16 protein-coding genes, 3 tRNA genes and 1 pseudogene are annotated in these 18,625 nt (G+C 50.1%); 17 read left to right on the top strand and 3 right to left on the bottom strand.

Annotated elements, in window-relative coordinates:
* Window positions 1-238 precede the first annotated feature (238 nt).
* The 10 genes from ACOTZC_RS13990 to sdiA all read left to right on the top strand — a co-directional run bounded on the left by ACOTZC_RS13990 (window position 239) and on the right by sdiA (window position 11,588).
* The gene (locus tag ACOTZC_RS13990) at window positions 239-1,090 is read left to right on the top strand and encodes a flagellin domain-containing protein (RefSeq protein ID WP_045356863.1); all 852 of its coding nucleotides are present in this window, start codon (window positions 239-241) and stop codon (window positions 1,088-1,090) included.
* Window positions 1,091-1,182: 92 nt separating this feature from the next.
* The gene (locus ACOTZC_RS13985) at window positions 1,183-4,860 is read left to right on the top strand and encodes a glycosyltransferase (RefSeq protein ID WP_126303817.1); all 3,678 of its coding nucleotides are present in this window, start codon (window positions 1,183-1,185) and stop codon (window positions 4,858-4,860) included.
* A 67-nt stretch (window positions 4,861-4,927) separates the two neighbouring features.
* A complete protein-coding gene (locus tag ACOTZC_RS13980; protein ID WP_052671441.1) occupies window positions 4,928-5,731 on the top strand; it encodes a glycosyltransferase in 804 nt (267 codons plus the stop codon).
* Window positions 5,732-5,900: 169 nt separating this feature from the next.
* On the top strand, window positions 5,901-6,620 hold the full coding sequence (locus ACOTZC_RS13975; protein WP_014170714.1) for an RNA polymerase sigma factor FliA: 720 nt from the start codon (window positions 5,901-5,903) through the stop codon (window positions 6,618-6,620).
* A gap of 54 nt (window positions 6,621-6,674) precedes the next feature.
* Entirely contained in the window at window positions 6,675-7,226 is a 552-nt protein-coding gene (gene fliZ, locus ACOTZC_RS13970) for a flagella biosynthesis regulatory protein FliZ (RefSeq protein WP_008500339.1), read from the top strand.
* Between the two features lie 86 nt (window positions 7,227-7,312).
* Window positions 7,313-8,113, top strand: a complete 801-nt coding sequence (tcyJ, locus tag ACOTZC_RS13965) for a cystine ABC transporter substrate-binding protein (RefSeq protein WP_023336163.1) — start codon at window positions 7,313-7,315, stop codon at window positions 8,111-8,113.
* A gap of 106 nt (window positions 8,114-8,219) precedes the next feature.
* Window positions 8,220-9,206 (top strand): D-cysteine desulfhydrase, encoded by a 987-nt coding sequence (dcyD, locus tag ACOTZC_RS13960; RefSeq protein ID WP_248162002.1) that lies wholly within the window; start codon window positions 8,220-8,222, stop codon window positions 9,204-9,206.
* A 21-nt stretch (window positions 9,207-9,227) separates the two neighbouring features.
* Window positions 9,228-9,896, top strand: a complete 669-nt coding sequence (gene tcyL, locus ACOTZC_RS13955) for a cystine ABC transporter permease (protein WP_014884380.1) — start codon at window positions 9,228-9,230, stop codon at window positions 9,894-9,896.
* Window positions 9,893-10,645, top strand: a complete 753-nt coding sequence (gene tcyN / locus ACOTZC_RS13950) for an L-cystine ABC transporter ATP-binding protein TcyN (protein ID WP_252040214.1) — start codon at window positions 9,893-9,895, stop codon at window positions 10,643-10,645. Before tcyL ends, tcyN begins: the two co-directional genes overlap by 4 nt.
* A 220-nt stretch (window positions 10,646-10,865) precedes the next feature.
* Window positions 10,866-11,588: a transcriptional regulator SdiA gene (gene sdiA / locus ACOTZC_RS13945; protein ID WP_047173109.1), complete on the top strand. Its 723-nt coding sequence runs from the start codon at window positions 10,866-10,868 to the stop codon at window positions 11,586-11,588.
* A gap of 66 nt (window positions 11,589-11,654) precedes the next feature.
* Here the strand turns inward: sdiA and ACOTZC_RS13940 are convergent, their stop codons facing one another.
* Together ACOTZC_RS13940 and ACOTZC_RS13935 are read right to left on the bottom strand one after the other, a co-directional pair.
* Window positions 11,655-11,879 carry a DUF2594 family protein gene (locus tag ACOTZC_RS13940; RefSeq protein WP_008500345.1) on the bottom strand — a complete coding sequence of 75 codons (225 nt, stop codon included), beginning with the start codon at window positions 11,877-11,879 and terminating at the stop codon, window positions 11,655-11,657.
* A gap of 25 nt (window positions 11,880-11,904) precedes the next feature.
* Window positions 11,905-11,973 (bottom strand): annotated as a pseudogene (locus ACOTZC_RS13935) (hypothetical protein); the annotation flags it as partial.
* A 373-nt stretch (window positions 11,974-12,346) separates the two neighbouring features.
* Between ACOTZC_RS13935 and uvrY the strand changes: the two are divergent.
* From uvrY to ACOTZC_RS13905, 6 genes are all read left to right on the top strand, one after another.
* On the top strand, window positions 12,347-13,003 hold the full coding sequence (gene uvrY / locus ACOTZC_RS13930) for a UvrY/SirA/GacA family response regulator transcription factor (protein WP_013096026.1): 657 nt from the start codon (window positions 12,347-12,349) through the stop codon (window positions 13,001-13,003).
* Window positions 13,000-14,832 (top strand): excinuclease ABC subunit UvrC, encoded by a 1,833-nt coding sequence (uvrC, locus tag ACOTZC_RS13925; RefSeq protein WP_248191250.1) that lies wholly within the window; start codon window positions 13,000-13,002, stop codon window positions 14,830-14,832. The genes uvrY and uvrC overlap by 4 nt, the downstream gene beginning before the upstream one ends.
* Before the next feature lie 56 nt (window positions 14,833-14,888).
* Window positions 14,889-15,437: a CDP-diacylglycerol--glycerol-3-phosphate 3-phosphatidyltransferase gene (gene pgsA, locus ACOTZC_RS13920; protein WP_028019572.1), complete on the top strand. Its 549-nt coding sequence runs from the start codon at window positions 14,889-14,891 to the stop codon at window positions 15,435-15,437.
* A gap of 152 nt (window positions 15,438-15,589) precedes the next feature.
* A tRNA-Gly gene (locus ACOTZC_RS13915) sits at window positions 15,590-15,665 on the top strand.
* 46 nt (window positions 15,666-15,711) lie between these two features.
* Window positions 15,712-15,785, top strand: a tRNA-Cys gene (locus ACOTZC_RS13910).
* A 12-nt stretch (window positions 15,786-15,797) separates the two neighbouring features.
* Window positions 15,798-15,884 (top strand) — tRNA-Leu (locus tag ACOTZC_RS13905).
* Between the two features lie 513 nt (window positions 15,885-16,397).
* Here ACOTZC_RS13905 and ACOTZC_RS13900 read toward each other — a convergent pair.
* Entirely contained in the window at window positions 16,398-16,769 is a 372-nt protein-coding gene (locus ACOTZC_RS13900; RefSeq protein ID WP_226855190.1) for a hypothetical protein, read from the bottom strand.
* 949 nt (window positions 16,770-17,718) lie between these two features.
* On the opposite strand from ACOTZC_RS13900, the gene ACOTZC_RS13895 reads away from it, so the two are divergent.
* Window positions 17,719-18,390 carry a DUF2076 domain-containing protein gene (locus tag ACOTZC_RS13895; RefSeq protein WP_045404404.1) on the top strand — a complete coding sequence of 224 codons (672 nt, stop codon included), beginning with the start codon at window positions 17,719-17,721 and terminating at the stop codon, window positions 18,388-18,390.
* Window positions 18,391-18,625 lie beyond the last annotated feature (235 nt).

Raw genomic sequence — 18,625 nt, 5'->3', positions numbered from 1 at the left:
TAACGGTATGAAGGATGCAGCCCTAGGGGATTGCGTATAGCCCGACAAAGATGAACGCCATAAATAATTCTGTTTTTGGTATGGTGATTTAAATTTTTTCCTTACAAATTAACTCGTTAAAAAAAATTCAATGAAAATTCTAAAGTCTTCAAAACGTTCGTCGATAACCTTTTTGACGGTGAGAGACGCCGTGAGTGTTAAGCACCGACCCTAGAATCCAATTTGAAGGAATTAAATTATGTCAGTAATCAATACTAACCTGTTATCCCTGTCTACTCAGAACAACCTGAACAAATCTCAGTCTGCTCTGGGTACCGCGATTGAGCGTCTGTCTTCTGGCCTGCGTATCAACAGCGCTAAAGACGATGCTGCTGGTCAGGCGATTGCTAACCGCATGAATTCTCAGATCAAGGGCATGACTCAGGCTGCTCGTAATGCCAACGATGGCATCTCTATGATTCAGACTGCTGAAGGCAACCTGAACGAAATTAACACCAACTTGCAGCGTATCCGTGAACTGTCCGTACAGGCAGCAAACGGCACTAACCAAGACACTGACATGACCTCCATCAACACCGAGATCAACCAGCGTCTGTCTGAAATCGACCGTATCGCAGGTGCTGCAAACTTCAACGGTAAAAACCTGCTGGATGGTTCTCAGAGCGGCGGCGTAACCATTCAGGTTGGTGCAAACACCAAAGCTGGCGATACCATCAGCATCGGTTCTGACTCTCTGATCAATGCTAAGCTCAGCTCTCTGGCATCTGGTACTGCCCTGTCCGGCGGCACGGCATCTATCAGCGACAACACCACTGCAAAAGCGGTTATTGACGCAGTTGATACTGCGCTTAAAGGTATCGACGGTGCGCGTAGCAACCTGGGTGCAATGCAGAACCGTTTCGAATCTACCGTTAACAACCTGAACAACTCAGTAACTAACTTGTCTGCAGCACAGTCTCGTATCCAGGATGCTGACTACGCAACCGAAGTGTCTAACATGTCACGTGCACAGATCCTGCAACAGGCTGGTACTTCTGTTCTGTCTCAGGCAAACCAGGTTCCACAGTCTATGCTGTCTCTGCTGCGTTAATTCTTACGTCCTTAATATTCAAAAACCCGGCGTTGCCGGGTTTTTGTTATATTCTCCAACTCCAATTAAATGTTGATAGACTTGAAAATATTATGCGCAAAATTTTACTTACCATTGACAGGTTTGAACACTATGGTCAACACGAGAGTATCTTTTTTGATTTGATAGAATATTTTCATCGTCACAACTGGCAGGTCGATGTTTTTGCCAAAACCACGGGTCGGTATTGGCTCAACAATTTGAATGTTATAAACGAAAATAAAACCATTCGCTTGTTGGAACAACCCGATGGTCAGTTGCACGCTTTCTATGACCTGATGTGGATATTTAACGGCTATATACCCGCCGAGCTGAACACGATTTTTATGCAAGGAGACTGGGTTTCCAGAGTCTTCTTCCATCACTTTTACAGTTACGCTGATTATGATTTACCCTACGGCGCTGATGTGGAAAATGCGCTTTCCTGCAACAGTTTTGCCTGCTCTACCGCTAGCTATGTCCGCTTAGTTGAAAAGGGAATTAAACAACCTCGAATCAAGATTTTCCCGCTCACCGTTAATAATCAATTTGCGTCTGCCTCAGGTGTATTCACTGATAAACTCGAAAAAGCACTGCTGATCTCCAGTGGGTATAATAAAAATTTAGTTGAGCTCACCGAGTCATTCCAGACCAGAAATATTGAACTGGATTACTATAATCTCGACTCTGCGCCAGGTCCTGTAACGCCAGCGTTGCTGTCACAATATCAGCTTATTATTGGTGATGAAGCCCGAGTTGTACTTGCCATGGGCATGGGTTTACCAGTTGTGATATCAGACGGTATTTCCTCACACGGTTATCTAACAGAAGCAAATCTGCTGGAACGCAGTGATTATCACTTTGCACTGACAGGTGCTCCCAAAATCGCTAACCAAAACCGTTGGATAAAAGAGATCCTTGACGGTTACTCTCAGGCAGCCCAATGGGCTTGGGAATACCGGGCTGAAGCAAACGCGCAGCTTTCTTTAGACGCCTGTGTTGGACGGATACTCGAACGTCTGCCTGCGCCAAAAGTATTAAAAATTTCGCAAGAACAGTACCGCAATCTCGAGTTTCACCGCAAGGTTATGGACAGTTTCGGGGAAGAAACAACGCGGTCAGTCGGTAGCTGGATGAATGATAGAAAACCGACATCATTGCGTTCCGCAATTATAGGTACGTTGCTTCAGTCTTTCCCTGCCTGCGCCAGTATTTCGGTCATAATCATCGATCGTGAAGGCGAACGAGATAAGCTGCGTGCGAGTTTACGCTCTGTTAATAACCAGACATTAACTGCCGATTCACTCATCGTCGTAGGTAAGCAATCATCGCATTCTATTACTGACGATTCGACAATACGCTTCGTGGGTGATCTGAATCTGGCGGTGGACGGGATCGCATCCGCTAATTTGCTCATTATAGAGGCAGGCGATATCCTGGAAGAGCATGCACTACTTACCTGTGCCGAGTTTACGATGCGGGATCCGCAGAAGGCGTTTTGGTATTTTGATGAACTCATTATCCGTGATGATAAGGAAGATGGCTTAATTCTTAAGCCGGAATGCGATATAGATATGTTGCGTGCGCATCCTTATATCGGCTCCAGTGCCTTTATTTCGACAGATGCATTACGTCGGCGCAATGGATTTAATCCAGACTGCCTGTATCTCAGTCATATCGATCTTTGCTGGAAATTAATTGAAGAAGAAGGACCGTTCGCGGTCGGTCATATTCCTGAGGCGCTGGTCGCCAGAACCATCAGTATGAGCGAATGGTGTAAAAAACCCGCTATCATTGATGAAATGAAAATTATCACCGCCGCACATCTCTCACGCTGCGGCATACGTGCAACGATCGCATTCGGCGAAGAGCCTGGCGTCCAGTTCGTGACGTATCAACTTCCCGCTATCGCGAAGGTGTCGGTGATTATTCCGACCAGGGACCGTCTGGTGTTGCTCCAGCGCTGTATTGATTCTTTGATGGAGAAAACTGCTTACCATCAGTATGAAATCATCATTGTTGATAATGGTTCAACTGATGAGGATGCGAGAAGGTATCTGGATCAGCTAGAGTCGATGCAACTGACTCAAATTAGAGTTCTGCGCTGGGAAACTGCATTCAACTTTGCTGCTATCAACAACTACGCTAGCCGTTATGCAACAGGTGAGTACCTGTTGTTCATGAACAATGATATTGAAATTCACGATGGCAACTGGATGGGGGCTTTAGTCGAACTCACTCAACGCCCGGAAGTCGCTATTGTCGGGAGTAAACTTGAATATCCGGATGGTACGCTGGAGCATGGTGGGTATATTACAGGCATCAATGACGGCGTGGTTGTCTGTGGGAAAGGGAGCTCACCGGATGACACTGGCTTCCTTAGCCGGCTGAAGATCCCTCGGGGCGCTCATGCAGTAAGTGCAGCATGCATGATGGTGCGTAAAGACGTATTTGATGAGCTTGGCGGATTCGATGAGGAGAATTTCCCGATCTACTATGCTGACGTTGATTTGGCATTAAAAGCGAAAGCGCAAGGGTATATAACCCTGTGGACACCGTTTAGCCGAGTTAAGCACCTTGGCGGAGCTTCGCGTTTGTTCCCTGAAAAATTTGCAGTCGCTACTCATGCGGATGAAGCATGCAATGATGTGCTGTTGGAGAAGTGGGGAGCAGAACTGGCACGTGATCCTTATTACAATCCAAATATGAATCGTCTCGGGTCGACATTCAGCCTGAACACACGCATGTCGCGCTTACCGCATGCGCTGCCCGGAAAGCCGTTACCTGTGATCATGGGGACCCACATTAACTGGACAGGATGCGGAAATTATCGCGTCATTAAACCTCTTCACGCGCTTCAGCAAGAGTTGAAGGCTGATGGAGGTTTGATCCTCGGCCTGCCTACGGTGATGGAAGTAGCGCAGTTCCAGCCCGATCGCCTGATCCTTGAAGTGCCTATCGCCGATGATATTCCCCAGACAGTACAACGCTATCGTCAGGTCTGTAATGCCAAAATTATTATGGAATTTGATGATTACTATTTAGACGTCCCTGAGAAAAATATCTTCAGGGAAAATGTACCAAAAGACATCCAGAATCGACTGACCTCGGCTCTGGCCCAGGCTGACTGGGTTGTCGTATCAACTGAGCCGCTGGCTGAAGCCTATTCTCGTTTTCATTCGGATATCCGCGTGGCCAAAAATCGCTTGGATATAGAACTGTGGGGGAACCTCAAGTCCGCTAAACGCCGCGGTAAAAAACCGCGTGTAGGTTGGGCGGGGGGGGCGAGCCATACGGGCGATCTCGAAATATTATTACCGATCATTTCTGAATTAAAAGATGAAGTGGAATGGGTGTTTATGGGGATGAAGCCTGAAGGCGTCGCGTGCGAGTTCCATTTACCTGTGCCTTTTGAGCATTATCCGCAAAAGCTGAGTGAACTTGATCTTGATCTGGCATTGGTCCCGCTCGAACAGAATCTGTTTAACGAATGTAAAAGTAATCTACGTCTCTTAGAACTGGGAAGTTGCGGATTCCCCATTATCTGCACGGATATCGAGCCTTATCGCTGTGGCCTGCCCGTTCATCGGGTAAAAAATACCCCTAATGCGTGGATTGCTGCAGTTCGTGAATACATTCACGACTGGAACGCGCTTGAGAAGGCTGGTGAAGAACTGCGCAAAGCAGTGCATCGCGACTGGATGTTAAGAGATGGCGGTCTGGATGATTGGCAGCGTGCATGGATAGGCTAATGCTTGTACCCAGGGGAAGAGCGCCAGAAACTGGCGGTGTCTGAAACGAAGAATAGGTAAATGATGTATGTATCAAGGTGAAAAAATTGGAGTGGGGATCGTCACTTATAATCGTAAAGACGGTTTGCTTAAATTATTAAACTCTCTTCCGCGCCAATGTATTGATGAACTGGTCATTATTAATGATGGACAACATTTTCCTGAGTATTCCGGTCTGGATTGCCACTATATATTGAATGAAGAGAATCTTGGGGTAGGATGCAGCAAAAATCGGGCGCTATCTTACCTGCGAGAGAAGGGCGTTGATCACTATTTCCTCATTGAGGATGACGTGTTTGTCAAACGGAATGATGTTTTTCATCGCTACATTGAAATGTCCCGCCTCACGGGGGTACAACACTTCAATTTCAGTCAGCATGGGTTACTGAATGTTAATCAGCAGGGGCAGCCACTCTTACGGATGCGCTGCGATTATGCCGGAGAAAAACTATTTATGTTCCCTTCCTGTGTCGGGGCATTTAGCTACTACACCGCGCTGGCGCTTGATACAGTGGGGCTCATGGATGAACGTTTCTATAATGCGCTTGAACATGTAGACCATACCATTGCGGTCATAGATGCTGGCATGCATCCTCCGTTTGGTTATTTTGCAGATATAGCAGATTCACAAGACTATATTGGCGATGAGGGATGGAGCACTAAGCAATCTACAATTTCAGGCGAGCTCACTTTCAGAGCAATAGTTACAGTTGCTTTGCAACGGTTTAAACAAAAGCGTGGTTTCGTGCCTGCAGATATTACTATTGAGAACACAAAGAAAGTTACCCGGATGCTGGAAAAAATCCATAGCAAATATACAGTTAAACACTAAATGGTACAATAAAATGTTCAGCAAGCCAGTAGAGGAAAAACGACTGGCTGCAGAATTTCCTGTTCTAATCTCAAAATAACCCCCCATTTCACCCATTATTCATCCAATTGAACGCCCTGCAGAATCGGATAATCATGCCGATAACTCAACTAACGCAGGGCTGTTTATCGTGAATTCACTCTATACCGCTGAAGGTGTAATGGATAAACACTCGCTGTGGCAGCGTTATGTCCCGCTGGTGCGTCACGAAGCATTGCGCCTCCAGGTGCGCTTGCCGGCGAGCGTGGAACTCGACGATCTGCTACAGGCGGGCGGTATCGGGTTATTGAATGCAGTTGACCGATACGACGCTCTGCAAGGAACGGCATTTACGACTTACGCAGTTCAGCGTATTCGTGGTGCGATGCTGGACGAGCTGCGCAGCCGAGACTGGGTGCCGCGCAGCGTTCGCCGCAACGCGCGCGAAGTGGCGCATGCGATGGGGCAGCTGGAACAGGAACTGGGACGTAACGCAACGGAAACCGAAGTGGCGGAACGTCTTGGCATTGCTGTTGAAGAGTATCGTCAGATGTTGCTCGATACCAATAATAGCCAACTCTTCTCTTATGACGAGTGGCGAGAAGAGCATGGCGATAGCATCGAGCTGGTGACGGACGAGCACCAGCAGGAGAACCCGTTACACCATTTAATGGAAGGGAATTTACGCCAGCGCGTCATGGAGGCTATTGAAGCTCTGCCTGAACGCGAACAGCTGGTATTGACCCTTTATTACCAGGAAGAGCTTAACCTCAAAGAGATTGGCGCTGTTCTGGAGGTGGGAGAGTCGCGGGTGAGCCAGCTGCACAGCCAGGCCATTAAACGCTTACGAACCAAGCTGGGTAAGTTATAGGTGATTGATTCACCTTAAAAATGCCGCACAACGTATTGACAACCAGGAGTTATCATGACGGTGCAGCAATCTAAAAGACGGCCTTTAAGCCGCTACCTGAAAGACTTTAAACACAGCCAGACGCATTGCGCCCACTGTAACAAGTTACTCGATCGTATCACGCTGGTTCGCCGGGGCGAAATCGTCAATAAGATTGCGATTTCGCGTCTCGACACGTTGATGGACGAAGCAGCATGGCTCGAAGAGCAAAAAGAGTGGGTGGCGCTTTGCCGTTTCTGTGGGGATCTCCACTGCAAAGAGCAAAGCGACTTCTTCGATATTATCGGCTTCAAGCAGTTCCTGTTTGAACAAACGGAGATGAGCCACGGCACCGTTCGCGAATATGTCGTTCGCCTGCGCCGCCTTGGGCAACATCTGACCGTAAACAATATTTCTCGCGATCTGCTGAAAACCGGTTATCTGGATGAAAATCTGGAGCCGTGGCTGCCTGCGACCAGCACCAATAACTACCGAATTGCGCTGCGCAAGTATGCGCAATACAAGGTGCAAATGCCGGGTGCCATAAAGCAGAAAGCCCACGCCGGAACAACTTCTGATATATATTAAAAAAGAATAAGATGTAGCGCAGTCGCCTTTGACGTGGCAGGCGATTTCTCTACACTACGTAAAAATTCCACTATATCGGGGTATTTATGAAATTTGCACTTCTGGGTCGTCAGGCGCTGATGGGTGTTATGGCCGTTGCGCTGGTTGCGGGCATGAGCGTGAAAACGTTCGCCGCAGAAAACCTGCTGAATAAAGTAAAAGAGCGCGGTACGCTGCTGGTCGGGCTGGAAGGAACCTATCCTCCGTTCAGCTTCCAGGGCGATGACGGTAAGCTGACCGGTTTTGAAGTGGAGTTTGCTGAAGAGCTGGCGAAGCACCTCGGCGTTAAAGCGTCACTGAAACCGACCAAATGGGACGGTATGCTGGCGTCGCTGGATTCCAAACGTATTGATGTGGTGATTAATCAGGTGACCATTTCTGACGAGCGTAAGAAGAAATATGACTTCTCTACGCCGTACACCGTGTCCGGTATTCAGGCGCTGGTGAAGAAAGGCAACGAAGGCGGAATTAAAACTGCCGCGGACCTGAAAGGGAAGAAAGTCGGTGTCGGTCTGGGTACCAACTACGAAGAGTGGCTGCGCCAGAACGTGCAGGGCGTGGATATCCGCACTTATGATGATGACCCTACGAAATACCAGGATCTGCGCGTGGGCCGTATCGACGCCATTCTGGTTGACCGCCTGGCCGCGCTGGATCTGGTGAAGAAAACCAACAATACCCTGGCGGTAGCGGGTGATGCGTTCTCTCGTCAGGAATCAGGCGTTGCCGTTCGTAAAGGTAACGAAGACCTGGTCAAAGCGATTGATTCCGCGATTGCCGACATGCAAAAAGACGGCAGCCTGAAGGCGCTCTCCGAGAAGTGGTTCGGTGCAGACGTCACGAAATAAGCTTCTGCCGCAAAAAAAGGCGCTTTTAAAAGCGCCTTTTTTATTTCTTTCGCGTCTGCGTGCATAATGAAAAATATCACATTTTGTCAGAGTTACCGGAGAACCCATGTCACTACAGAATTTAACGCGCTTTCCCCGCCTGGAGTTCATCGGCGCGCCGACGCCGCTGGAGTATCTGCCGCGATTTTCTGATTATTTAGGGCGCGATATTTTTATCAAGCGTGACGACGTGACGCCGATGGCGATGGGGGGCAATAAGCTGCGCAAGCTGGAGTTTCTGGCGGCTGATGCACTGCGCGAAGGCGCGGATACGCTCATTACCGCCGGGGCTATCCAGTCCAACCACGTTCGTCAGACGGCGGCAGTGGCGGCAAAGCTCGGGCTCCACTGCGTGGCATTGCTGGAAAACCCGATTGGCACGCGGGCAGAAAACTATCTCACCAACGGCAACCGTCTGCTGCTGGACCTGTTTAACGTGCAGGTCGAAATGGTGGATGCGTTGACTGACCCGACCGCCCAGCTCGACGAGCTGGCGACGCGTCTGGAAGCGCAGGGGTTCCGCCCCTACGTTGTCCCCGTCGGCGGTTCGAACGCGCTGGGCGCGCTGGGGTATGTGGAAAGTGCGCTGGAAATCGCGCAGCAGTGCGAGGGCGCGGTGAGCCTCTCCTCCGTGGTTGTCGCGTCCGGCAGTGCGGGCACGCATGCCGGGCTGGCGGTGGGGCTCGAACAACTGCTGCCTGACGTCGAGCTGGTTGGCGTGACGGTGTCCCGCAGCGTCGCGGATCAGAAGCCGAAAGTGGTCACTTTACAACAGGCGGTAGCCGCGCAGCTGGAGCTGAAGGCCAGGGCCGACATTCTGCTCTGGGACGACTATTTTGCGCCGGGTTACGGTACGCCTAACGAAGAGGGCATGGAGGCGGTGAAGCTGCTGGCACGCCTCGAGGGGATACTGCTCGATCCGGTCTATACCGGCAAAGCGATGGCCGGACTGATTGACGGTATTGCGCAGAAACGCTTTAAGGATGAAGGGCCGATTTTATTTGTCCATACCGGCGGGGCGCCTGCGCTGTTTGCCTACCATCCTCATGTCTAAAAATCAGGTCGAAAAATAATAATGCAAGAAAGTATTCAACTGGTTATTGATTCTCTGCCGTATCTGCTGAAAGGTGCGGTATTTACGTTACAGCTCAGTATCGGCGGGATGTTCTTCGGCCTGGTGCTGGGATTTGTGCTGGCATTAATGCGCATGTCACCCATCCTGCCGGTGCGCTGGCTGGCGCGCTTTTATATCTCCGTATTTCGCGGCACGCCGCTTATCGCCCAGCTCTTTATGATCTACTACGGCTTGCCGCAGTTTGGTATCGAGCTGGATCCGATCCCCGCAGCGATGATTGGTCTGTCGCTCAATACCGCGGCGTACACGTCAGAAACCCTGCGAGCGGCGATCTCCTCCATTGACAAAGGGCAGTGGGAGGCAGCTGCCAGTATCGGGATGACGCCATGGCAGACGCTGCGTCGGGCCATTCTGCCGCAGGCGGCGCGCGTGGCGCTTCCACCGCTGAGCAACAGCTTCATTAGCCTGGTGAAAGATACCTCCCTGGCGGCAACGATTCAGGTACCGGAACTGTTCCGTCAGGCGCAGCTCATTACTTCGCGCACGCTTGAAGTCTTTACCATGTATCTGGCCGCCTCGCTGATTTACTGGGTGATGGCAACGGTGCTTTCTGCTCTGCAAAACTACTTCGAAAACCAGCTTAACCGCCAGGAGCGTGATCCAAAATGAGTGCTATCGACGTCAAAAACCTGGTGAAAAAATTCCACGGTCAAACGGTGCTCCACGGGATCGATCTTGAAGTCGAGCAGGGTGAAGTGGTGGCGATTATCGGACCAAGCGGTTCGGGAAAAACGACGCTGCTGCGCAGTATTAACCTGCTTGAACAGCCGGAAGGCGGCACCATTCGGGTTGGGGATATCACGATTGATACCGGGAAATCCATCAGCCAGCAGAAAGGGTTAATTCGCCGCCTGCGCCAGCATGTCGGCTTTGTATTCCAGAACTTCAATCTCTTCCCTCACCGTACGGTTCTGGAGAACATTATTGAAGGGCCGGTGATTGTAAAAGGTGAATCGAAAGAGGAAGCGACGGCGCGCGCGCGCGAACTGCTCGCTAAAGTCGGGCTGGCGGGGAAAGAGACCAGCTATCCTCGCCGTTTGTCGGGAGGGCAACAGCAGCGCGTGGCGATAGCGCGCGCGCTGGCGATGCGCCCTGATGTGATCCTTTTTGATGAACCGACCTCTGCGCTCGATCCGGAACTGGTGGGTGAGGTGCTGAACACCATTCGCCAGCTGGCGCAGGAGAAACGGACGATGGTGATCGTGACGCATGAGATGAGCTTTGCACGCGATGTTGCTGACAGAGCCATCTTCATGGATCAGGGGCGGATCGTGGAGCAGGGACCGGCGAAAAGCCTGTTCGCTAACCCTCAACAGCCCCGAACCCGTCAGTTCCTTGAAAAATTCCTTATGCAGTAGAATTTTTGCACTAATTTGCTCCAGAAAGTTAGGCTGGAGCAAATTATTCTCCCTTCTGGGGCAGTCGTTTGTTTTTTTATTCCATCCGGCCCGGATAAACCTTATCAATAGTAAAGTTAATTGTGCTAATGCCGATATTTTGTAGTTAGAAAAAAGTTTTATGTGTTAGGTTATATTCACCATAATAATGATTATCTTTTAGAGGCTTCATTTAGTAAGTATGAAGGATTCAGACTTTTTCACCTGGCGACGGGATTGCTCCCTCCGGTTTCAGGAATTGACGAATACCGATGAGGTATATCGGGAGCTAGAGCGGCAAACTCAGGCGCTGGAATTCGATTATTACGCGCTCTGCGTGCGGCATCCCGTGCCCTTTACGCGCCCTAAAATCTCTTTGCAGACCACTTATCCAAAGCCCTGGATGGCGCAATATCAATCCGCGAACTATTTCGCTATCGATCCTGTTTTAAAAGCGGAAAATTTCATCCAGGGTCATTTGCCCTGGACAGACGCATTATTTGCCGAGGCTCAGGAATTATGGCATAGCGCCCAGGACCACGGTTTACGCGCGGGAATAACGCAGTGCCTGATGCTGCCTAATCATGCGCTTGGCTTCCTGTCTGTTTCTCGTACTAGTATACAGGAAGGGCCTTTTGCCCGTGAGGAAATAGAACTGCGGCTGCAAATGCTGGTGCAAATGGCCTTAACTTCTCTGATGCGTTTCGAAGATGGGATGGTAATGCCACCCGAAATGAAATTTAGCAAACGCGAGCGCGAAATTCTGAAATGGACTGCGGAAGGGAAGACGTCAGCGGAAATAGCGATCATTCTCTCTATCTCTGAGAATACCGTTAACTTCCATCAGAAAAATATGCAGAAGAAATTCAACGCGCCCAACAAAACCCAGATTGCGTGCTACGCGGCGGCAACGGGACTGATCTGACAGGATACTACGTTCTGCGTGACAGACGAACAAACGGCTGAATGCACTGCATCCAGCCGTTTTTTGTTACTGGCGGTAGGCTTGTTTGATTTGCTTAACGGTGTTAGCAAATACCGCAGATTCAGCCTGGTCTTCCATCTCCGCGATTTGTTTTTCCATTTTAATGATCACACGACCGGCATCCGCCTGGCCCATCGCCTGCAGCATCAGCGTCAGCAGTGCTTTCAGGCAGTTTACTTCCTGTGCCAGTTCCTGGTTATTCTCCGCAGTGGCAAATTCAGGTGTGCTCATTTATTTTCCTCATTATTTAACGGCGCTAAAGCGCGACGACGAAAGTCAAGGCGGCGGAGTATACCACAAGCTGAAGCAAAAAATGCAGCGGTTGTTTTTTGTACTTTTACGTGGATGTTTAATTGCGTAAACAGAACGTACCGGTAAACTGTACCTTCGTCAAAGGCTATTAATTGTTTATGCCCGGTTCGCTTGCCGTTAATTATTGTTACAAAAATTTGAGATCTGTTTTTTTGCAGAAAAAAGCTTGCAAGTTTTTTGTAACTTTTTGAATACAGATGCTTAAAAAAAGCTGCAAAAGCCCTGAATGCATGGTCTTTCTTTCCACGGACTGTACAGCCTAATTTCCAAAAACGAGAGCAAAATCGAATAGCCGGTTTTTTAACGTTTTAATCTTGTGAGGAAAACCGTTAATATAAACCAAATTATCACTCAGTAGCGTTATCCCTATTCTGGAGACATTTCCTTTGATCAACGTCCTTCTTGTTGATGACCACGAACTGGTGCGCGCAGGGATACGACGCATTCTTGAAGATATTAAAGGTATTAAAGTTGCCGGTGAGGCGTGCTGCGGCGAAGATGCGGTAAAATGGTGCCGCACAAACTCGGCCGATGTGGTACTGATGGATATGAATATGCCCGGTATCGGTGGTCTTGAAGCAACACGCAAAATCGCGCGTACCTTTGTCGATACAAAAGTCATCATGCTGACCGTACATACCGAAAACCCACTGCCCGCGAAAGTGATGCAGGCGGGCGCAGCGGGCTACCTGAGTAAAGGTGCTGCGCCGCAGGAAGTCGTCAATGCAATCCGTTCCGTGTTTGCCGGACAGCGCTACATTGCTTCCGACATTGCCCAGCAGATGGCGCTGAGTCAGATAGAGCCCGAGAAAACAGAATCACCGTTTGCCAGTTTGTCCGAGCGTGAATTGCAGATTATGCTGATGATCACCAAAGGTCAGAAGGTGAATGAGATCTCGGAACAGCTGAATCTCAGCCCGAAAACGGTGAACAGCTATCGTTACCGGATGTTCAGTAAACTGAACATTCACGGCGACGTCGAACTGACGCACCTGGCCATCCGGCACGGTTTGTGTAATGCGGAGACGTTGTTAAGTCAGTGAGTGATGTGTTCGATTCAAAAGCATTTCTGAAAACCGTAACCAGCCAGCCTGGCGTCTATCGCATGTATGACGCTGGCGGTACGGTTATCTACGTGGGGAAGGCAAAAGATCTTAAAAAACGCCTCTCCAGCTATTTTCGCAGTAACCTGGCTTCCCGTAAGACCGAAGCGCTGGTCTCACTCATTCAGAATATTGATGTCACCGTCACGCACACCGAGACAGAAGCGCTGCTGCTTGAGCACAACTATATAAAGCTCTACCAGCCGCGCTATAACGTCCTGCTGCGTGATGATAAATCCTACCCGTTTATTTTTCTGAGCGGCGACACCCATCCGCGCCTCGCCATGCACCGCGGTGCAAAACACGCCAAGGGCGAATATTTCGGGCCGTTCCCTAACGGCTATGCCGTGCGAGAAACGCTGGCGCTGCTGCAAAAAATCTTCCCGATCCGCCAGTGTGAAAACAGCGTTTACCGTAACCGCTCGCGCCCGTGCCTGCAGTACCAGATTGGACGCTGCCTGGGGCCCTGCGTGGAAGGGCTGGTAAGTGAAGAAGAGTATGCCCAGCAGGTGGATTATGTGCGCCTGTTCTTAGCGGGAAAAGACGATCAGGTCTTAACGCAGCTGATCGCGCGGATGGAAAAAGCCAGCGCCGCACTTGAGTTCGAAGAGGCCGCGCGTATCCGCGACCAAATCCAGGCGGTGCGCAGAGTCACTGAGAAACAGTTTGTCTCGAATACCGGTGACGATCTCGACGTCATCGGCGTAGCCTTTGACGCCGGGATGGCCTGCATGCACGTTCTGTTTATTCGCCAGGGCAAAGTGCTCGGCAGCCGCAGCTATTTCCCGAAAGTGCCCGGCGGTACCGAACTGGGTGAAGTGGTGGAAACCTTTGTCGGCCAGTTCTATCTGCAGGGAAGCCAGATGCGCACGCTGCCTTCTGAGATCCTGCTCGATTTTAATCTTGACGATAAAACCCTGCTGGCCGATTCGCTCTCTGAACTGGCGGGCCGTCGGGTCAATGTTCAAACAAAACCGCGCGGCGATCGTGCGCGTTATCTGAAGCTGGCACGCACCAACGCAGCGACGGCACTCACCACTAAGCTGTCGCAGCAGTCGACGGTGCACCAGCGCTTAGCGGCCCTGGCGGCGCTGCTGAAGCTTCCGGAAGTGAAACGGATGGAGTGTTTCGACATCAGTCACACGATGGGGGAACAGACGGTGGCGTCTTGCGTGGTGTTTGATGCGAATGGCCCACTGCGCGCCGAGTATCGCCGCTATAACATCACCGGGATCACGCCGGGCGATGACTATGCGGCCATGAATCAGGTGCTGCGTCGTCGCTATGGTAAAGCCATAGAAGAGAGCAAAATCCCGGATGTGATCCTGATTGACGGCGGGAAAGGGCAGCTCGGCCAGGCGAAAGCGGTATTTGAATCGCTTGATGTCAGCTGGGATAAAAACCATCCGCTGCTGCTGGGTGTCGCAAAAGGGGCCGATCGTAAGGCCGGTCTGGAGACATTGTTCTTCGAGCCGGAAGGTGAGGGCTTCAGCCTGCCGCCGGACTCCCCGGCGCTGCACGTCATCCAGCATATTCGCGATGAATCACACGATCATGCCATCAGCGGTCACCGCAAAAAACGGGCGAAGGTGAAAAACACCAGTAGCCTGGAAACGATTGAAGGCGTGGGGCCAAAACGTCGCCAGATGCTGCTGAAATATATGGGCGGATTGCAAGGATTACTCAACGCCAGCATGGAGGAAATTGCAAAAGTGCCGGGTATTTCGCAAGGGCTGGCAGAAAAGATCTACTACTCGTTGAAACATTGAGGGCTCTGTAGCAACATAGAGCTAAATTTTACTGACAACAAACAGTTACCGTCATTATGCAATTTAATATCCCTACGTTGCTCACTCTCTTTCGTGTTGTACTCATCCCGTTCTTTGTACTGGCATTTTACCTGCCGGTTGTCTGGGCACCCTTCGCCTGCGCGTTGATCTTCCTTATCGCAGCGGTAACAGACTGGTTTGATGGCTACCTGGCGCGCCGCTGGAATCAAAGCACCCGTTTCGGCGCCTTCCTCGATCCGGTGGCGGACAAAGTGATGGTCGCGATCGCCATGGTGCTGGTGGCCGAGCACTATCACACCTGGTGGGTGACGCTGCCTGCGGCAACCATGATCGGCCGCGAGATCATTATCTCTGCGCTGCGCGAGTGGATGGCGGAACTGGGAAAACGCAGCAGCGTGGCGGTCTCGTGGATTGGTAAAGTCAAAACGACGGCGCAGATGGCGGCGCTGGTCTGGATGCTCTGGCGTCCGAACGCCTGGGTTGAATGGGCGGGAATTGGTCTGCTGTGGGTGGCGGCAGTGCTGACGCTGTGGTCCATGCTGCAATATTTGAACGCTGCGCGCGGGGATTTGCTTGATCAGTGATCGTTTCGCCGTAATTTTCAGCAAACGATCCGGGGATGCAAAAAATAACGTTGACTCATAACGTCATATCAGTAGAATGCAACGCATCGAACGGCGGCACAGTCAGCCGGACGATAATGAAATCAAGTGGTTAGATGTTTACTTGATGTTCTGCGGGAATAGCTCAGTTGGTAGAGCACGACCTTGCCAAGGTCGGGGTCGCGAGTTCGAGTCTCGTTTCCCGCTCCAGATTAAAGACATGCGCAGTAGCGGGTGTCACTTTAAAAAGTTTTACGGCGCGTTAGCAAAGCGGTTATGTAGCGGATTGCAAATCCGTCTAGTCCGGTTCGACTCCGGAACGCGCCTCCACTTTCTTCCCGAGCCCGGATGGTGGAATCGGTAGACACAAGGGATTTAAAATCCCTCGGCGTTCGCGCTGTGTGGGTTCAAGTCCCACTCCGGGTACCATGGGAAAACTAGAATAAAATCAATGATAAGCAGTGTCGTATAAACCACCGAAAGGTGGTTTTTTATTATCTGTTTTTCGCCATTGCCATTGTTTCGCCATTCGGCTTCGCCAGAGAAAGAGGGTATTACTGTCCCTCGAACACCAACCAAACGCGTACCACGCTATAGGTTACCAGCTGATTTCATCCCATCCGATGCTTTTCCATGATCTAATTATGGCAGGAAGCAGTCAAGCCTGACCCTCTAACGCCAGGCCCACCAATCGGTGGGCTTTTTGCTGGAGTAAGAGCAATTGAGGTCTTCAACGTTCGTCAAACACCTTGAGTATCGCAATTCGGTATATAAAGTAACCAAGTACAATGAGAGCACCAGACGCTGCGCCCCAGATAAAACGGGATTCGTCTTTTGAAAATGAAAAGAAATAAATACAGGACAATAGGCCCGCAGAAGCAATTCCCATCCCCAACCCGCGCAGAATTCTGGATGCTATTAGTTTGATAATGTCCTGAGTGTTCATAATCCACCAAAAAAGTATTTACATACTTCGTTAAATTCATGCTTGTTTACATCTGCTACGCTGCATGCGTCAAGAAAAGGTTTCAATTTATCTTCAACAAGAAAATACAGAAGATCCAAATCACCCATACTCTTAAGTCGGTAGTAGAGTGCAGGGTTTTGGTTTTCAAGCTTTCTGGCCGTATAGATAGCTCTCGATGTTTCTGCGCCAATCGTCAGAGCACTTCCGATGACTACGCCAGCGGCGAACGAGGTCATAATACGTGTCGATACGGCAGCACCTAGCTTTACTCCGGTTAGCTCAGCGAATATGAATTTACCAGCCATTACGCCTGTAAAATTTTGTGCAATACCCTGAATACTGTCCATGTTAACTTTTGACATGAACTCTCTGATTACGGCATTAACTATTTTTTGAGCTTCCTGATGAACCGATATCCCTCGTTTGAGCTGTTAGCCATCCTCACTCGATCATCAAAATTAGAATGACGATGAGTCGTGTCCATGAAGTCATATCCGAGGTAATACATACTGACCGGGAAAGAGAGCATTCCTTGGGCTACAGAAGCCAGGAAACCGGAATCGCCAACATCCAGACTTTTCAGCATCCTTTTTGCCAGAGATTTCGCGCTGTCCAATTCAAACCTTCCTTATGGTTTTGCTTGTGAAACAGACAGAATGATAATGAGGATACTACGAAAAAGAAAATGCAAAAGCCCCACCGAGTTGATGGTGAATTGTAGAGTTACACTTTTGTCGAAGCGTCGACGCCATGTAGACGCGGATTTTGAAGCAGCCATTCAAACGCTTGATCTTCCGCTGGATTGTGAGAAAAACTGGATTTAGCTCTCCGAAAATAGTGGCAGCAGAAGTGCAACCATCACCAGTGATTACCTGCGATTACCATATAAAAGAGTCTTACGTATCATAAGCTTATGATGCGTAAGGCTCTCTTATAGTTTTTAAAGTCCCTCGGCGTTCGCGCTGTGTGGGTTCAGGTCCCACTCCGGGTACCATGGGAAACAAAGAATAATCAAAGCAATAAGCAGTGTCGTGAAACCACCGAAAGGTGGTTTTTTTGTGCCTTTGGCTTAGGGCGAAGTGATCGTATCTCATCATCGTCCCGATCCTGCTGTGCCCGAGAATTTGCTGTTATACCAGAAGGTTAAGCCTGACTCTCTAATAACAAGCCCAGAAAGCAGGGCGATTTTCAGCTAACCTGCAACCAATCTTAAACAAACATTTCACTCGCCAGACACAGGTTGCCGCCGCTGATAAACTGGTTGGTATCCACCCTGGAGAGCGGAAGGTTATTGTCATGCAATATGAAGAACAGCAGCTTATCAACGGCCTTTTCGAGCGTCTAAAACAGACCGGACAACAAAACAGCCAACGGGATGCAGATGCAGAGCGTCAGATCGCTGAATTTGTCAGACAGCAGCCTGCGGCCCCCTACTATATGGCGCAGTCGATTTTGATTCAGGAAGCGGCGCTGAAACGCCTACAGGCCCGGGTTCAGGAGCTTGAAAGCGAATTAGCCGCGCAAAAAAGCAAACCCTCGATGGGCGGCAGTTTCCTCGGCGGCCTGTTTGGTGGCGGGAAAAATAACCCGCAGCCTGACAACAGCTGGAATGCCCAGCCGCAACAGCCACCGGCGCAGGATTACTCTCGGGCGCCAGCTACTCGCGGCGGCGGTTTTATGGCTGGCGCGCTCCAGACAGCCGCTGGCGTGGCCGGTGGCATAGCGCTTGCCGAGATGCTTACCAGCATGTTCCATCAGTCGCGGCCGGAAGAGATCGTGAACATCATCGAAGAACCGGCAATGCCCGTCGGTGGCGAACCGTTTGTCGGTAATCAATACGGCGACGTTAATAACATCTCTGACACCCGTTTCCTCAACCAGAACGATCCGTTAGGCAGTAATAACGACGTCTGGCAGAATGACGATGTAGATGACGACTACAGCAATGACGACGATAGTTTTATTTAACGACGTTATCGTGTAACCACCGAAATGAAGTGAACCCCGAAAGTTAGGTATCCAACTTTCGGGGTTTTGCGTTTCCGGGTCAAAAAAGCTTTCGCGGCTAAGTCTGAAGGCTCATAAATCACATTCTTTTTACTACGTTTCTTACTAACAAACCTGTAAGAATTGCCGGAAGCAATCCAAACAAAGAGGCGATATCGACTAACATATACTCCAGTTCTTCTATCCCATATGTGCC

Source organism: Enterobacter cloacae complex sp. SHL009, assembly GCF_049237205.1.
Classification (GTDB): domain Bacteria; phylum Pseudomonadota; class Gammaproteobacteria; order Enterobacterales; family Enterobacteriaceae; genus Enterobacter; species Enterobacter cloacae_M.
This window is presented reverse-complemented; position numbering and strand designations above follow the sequence as displayed.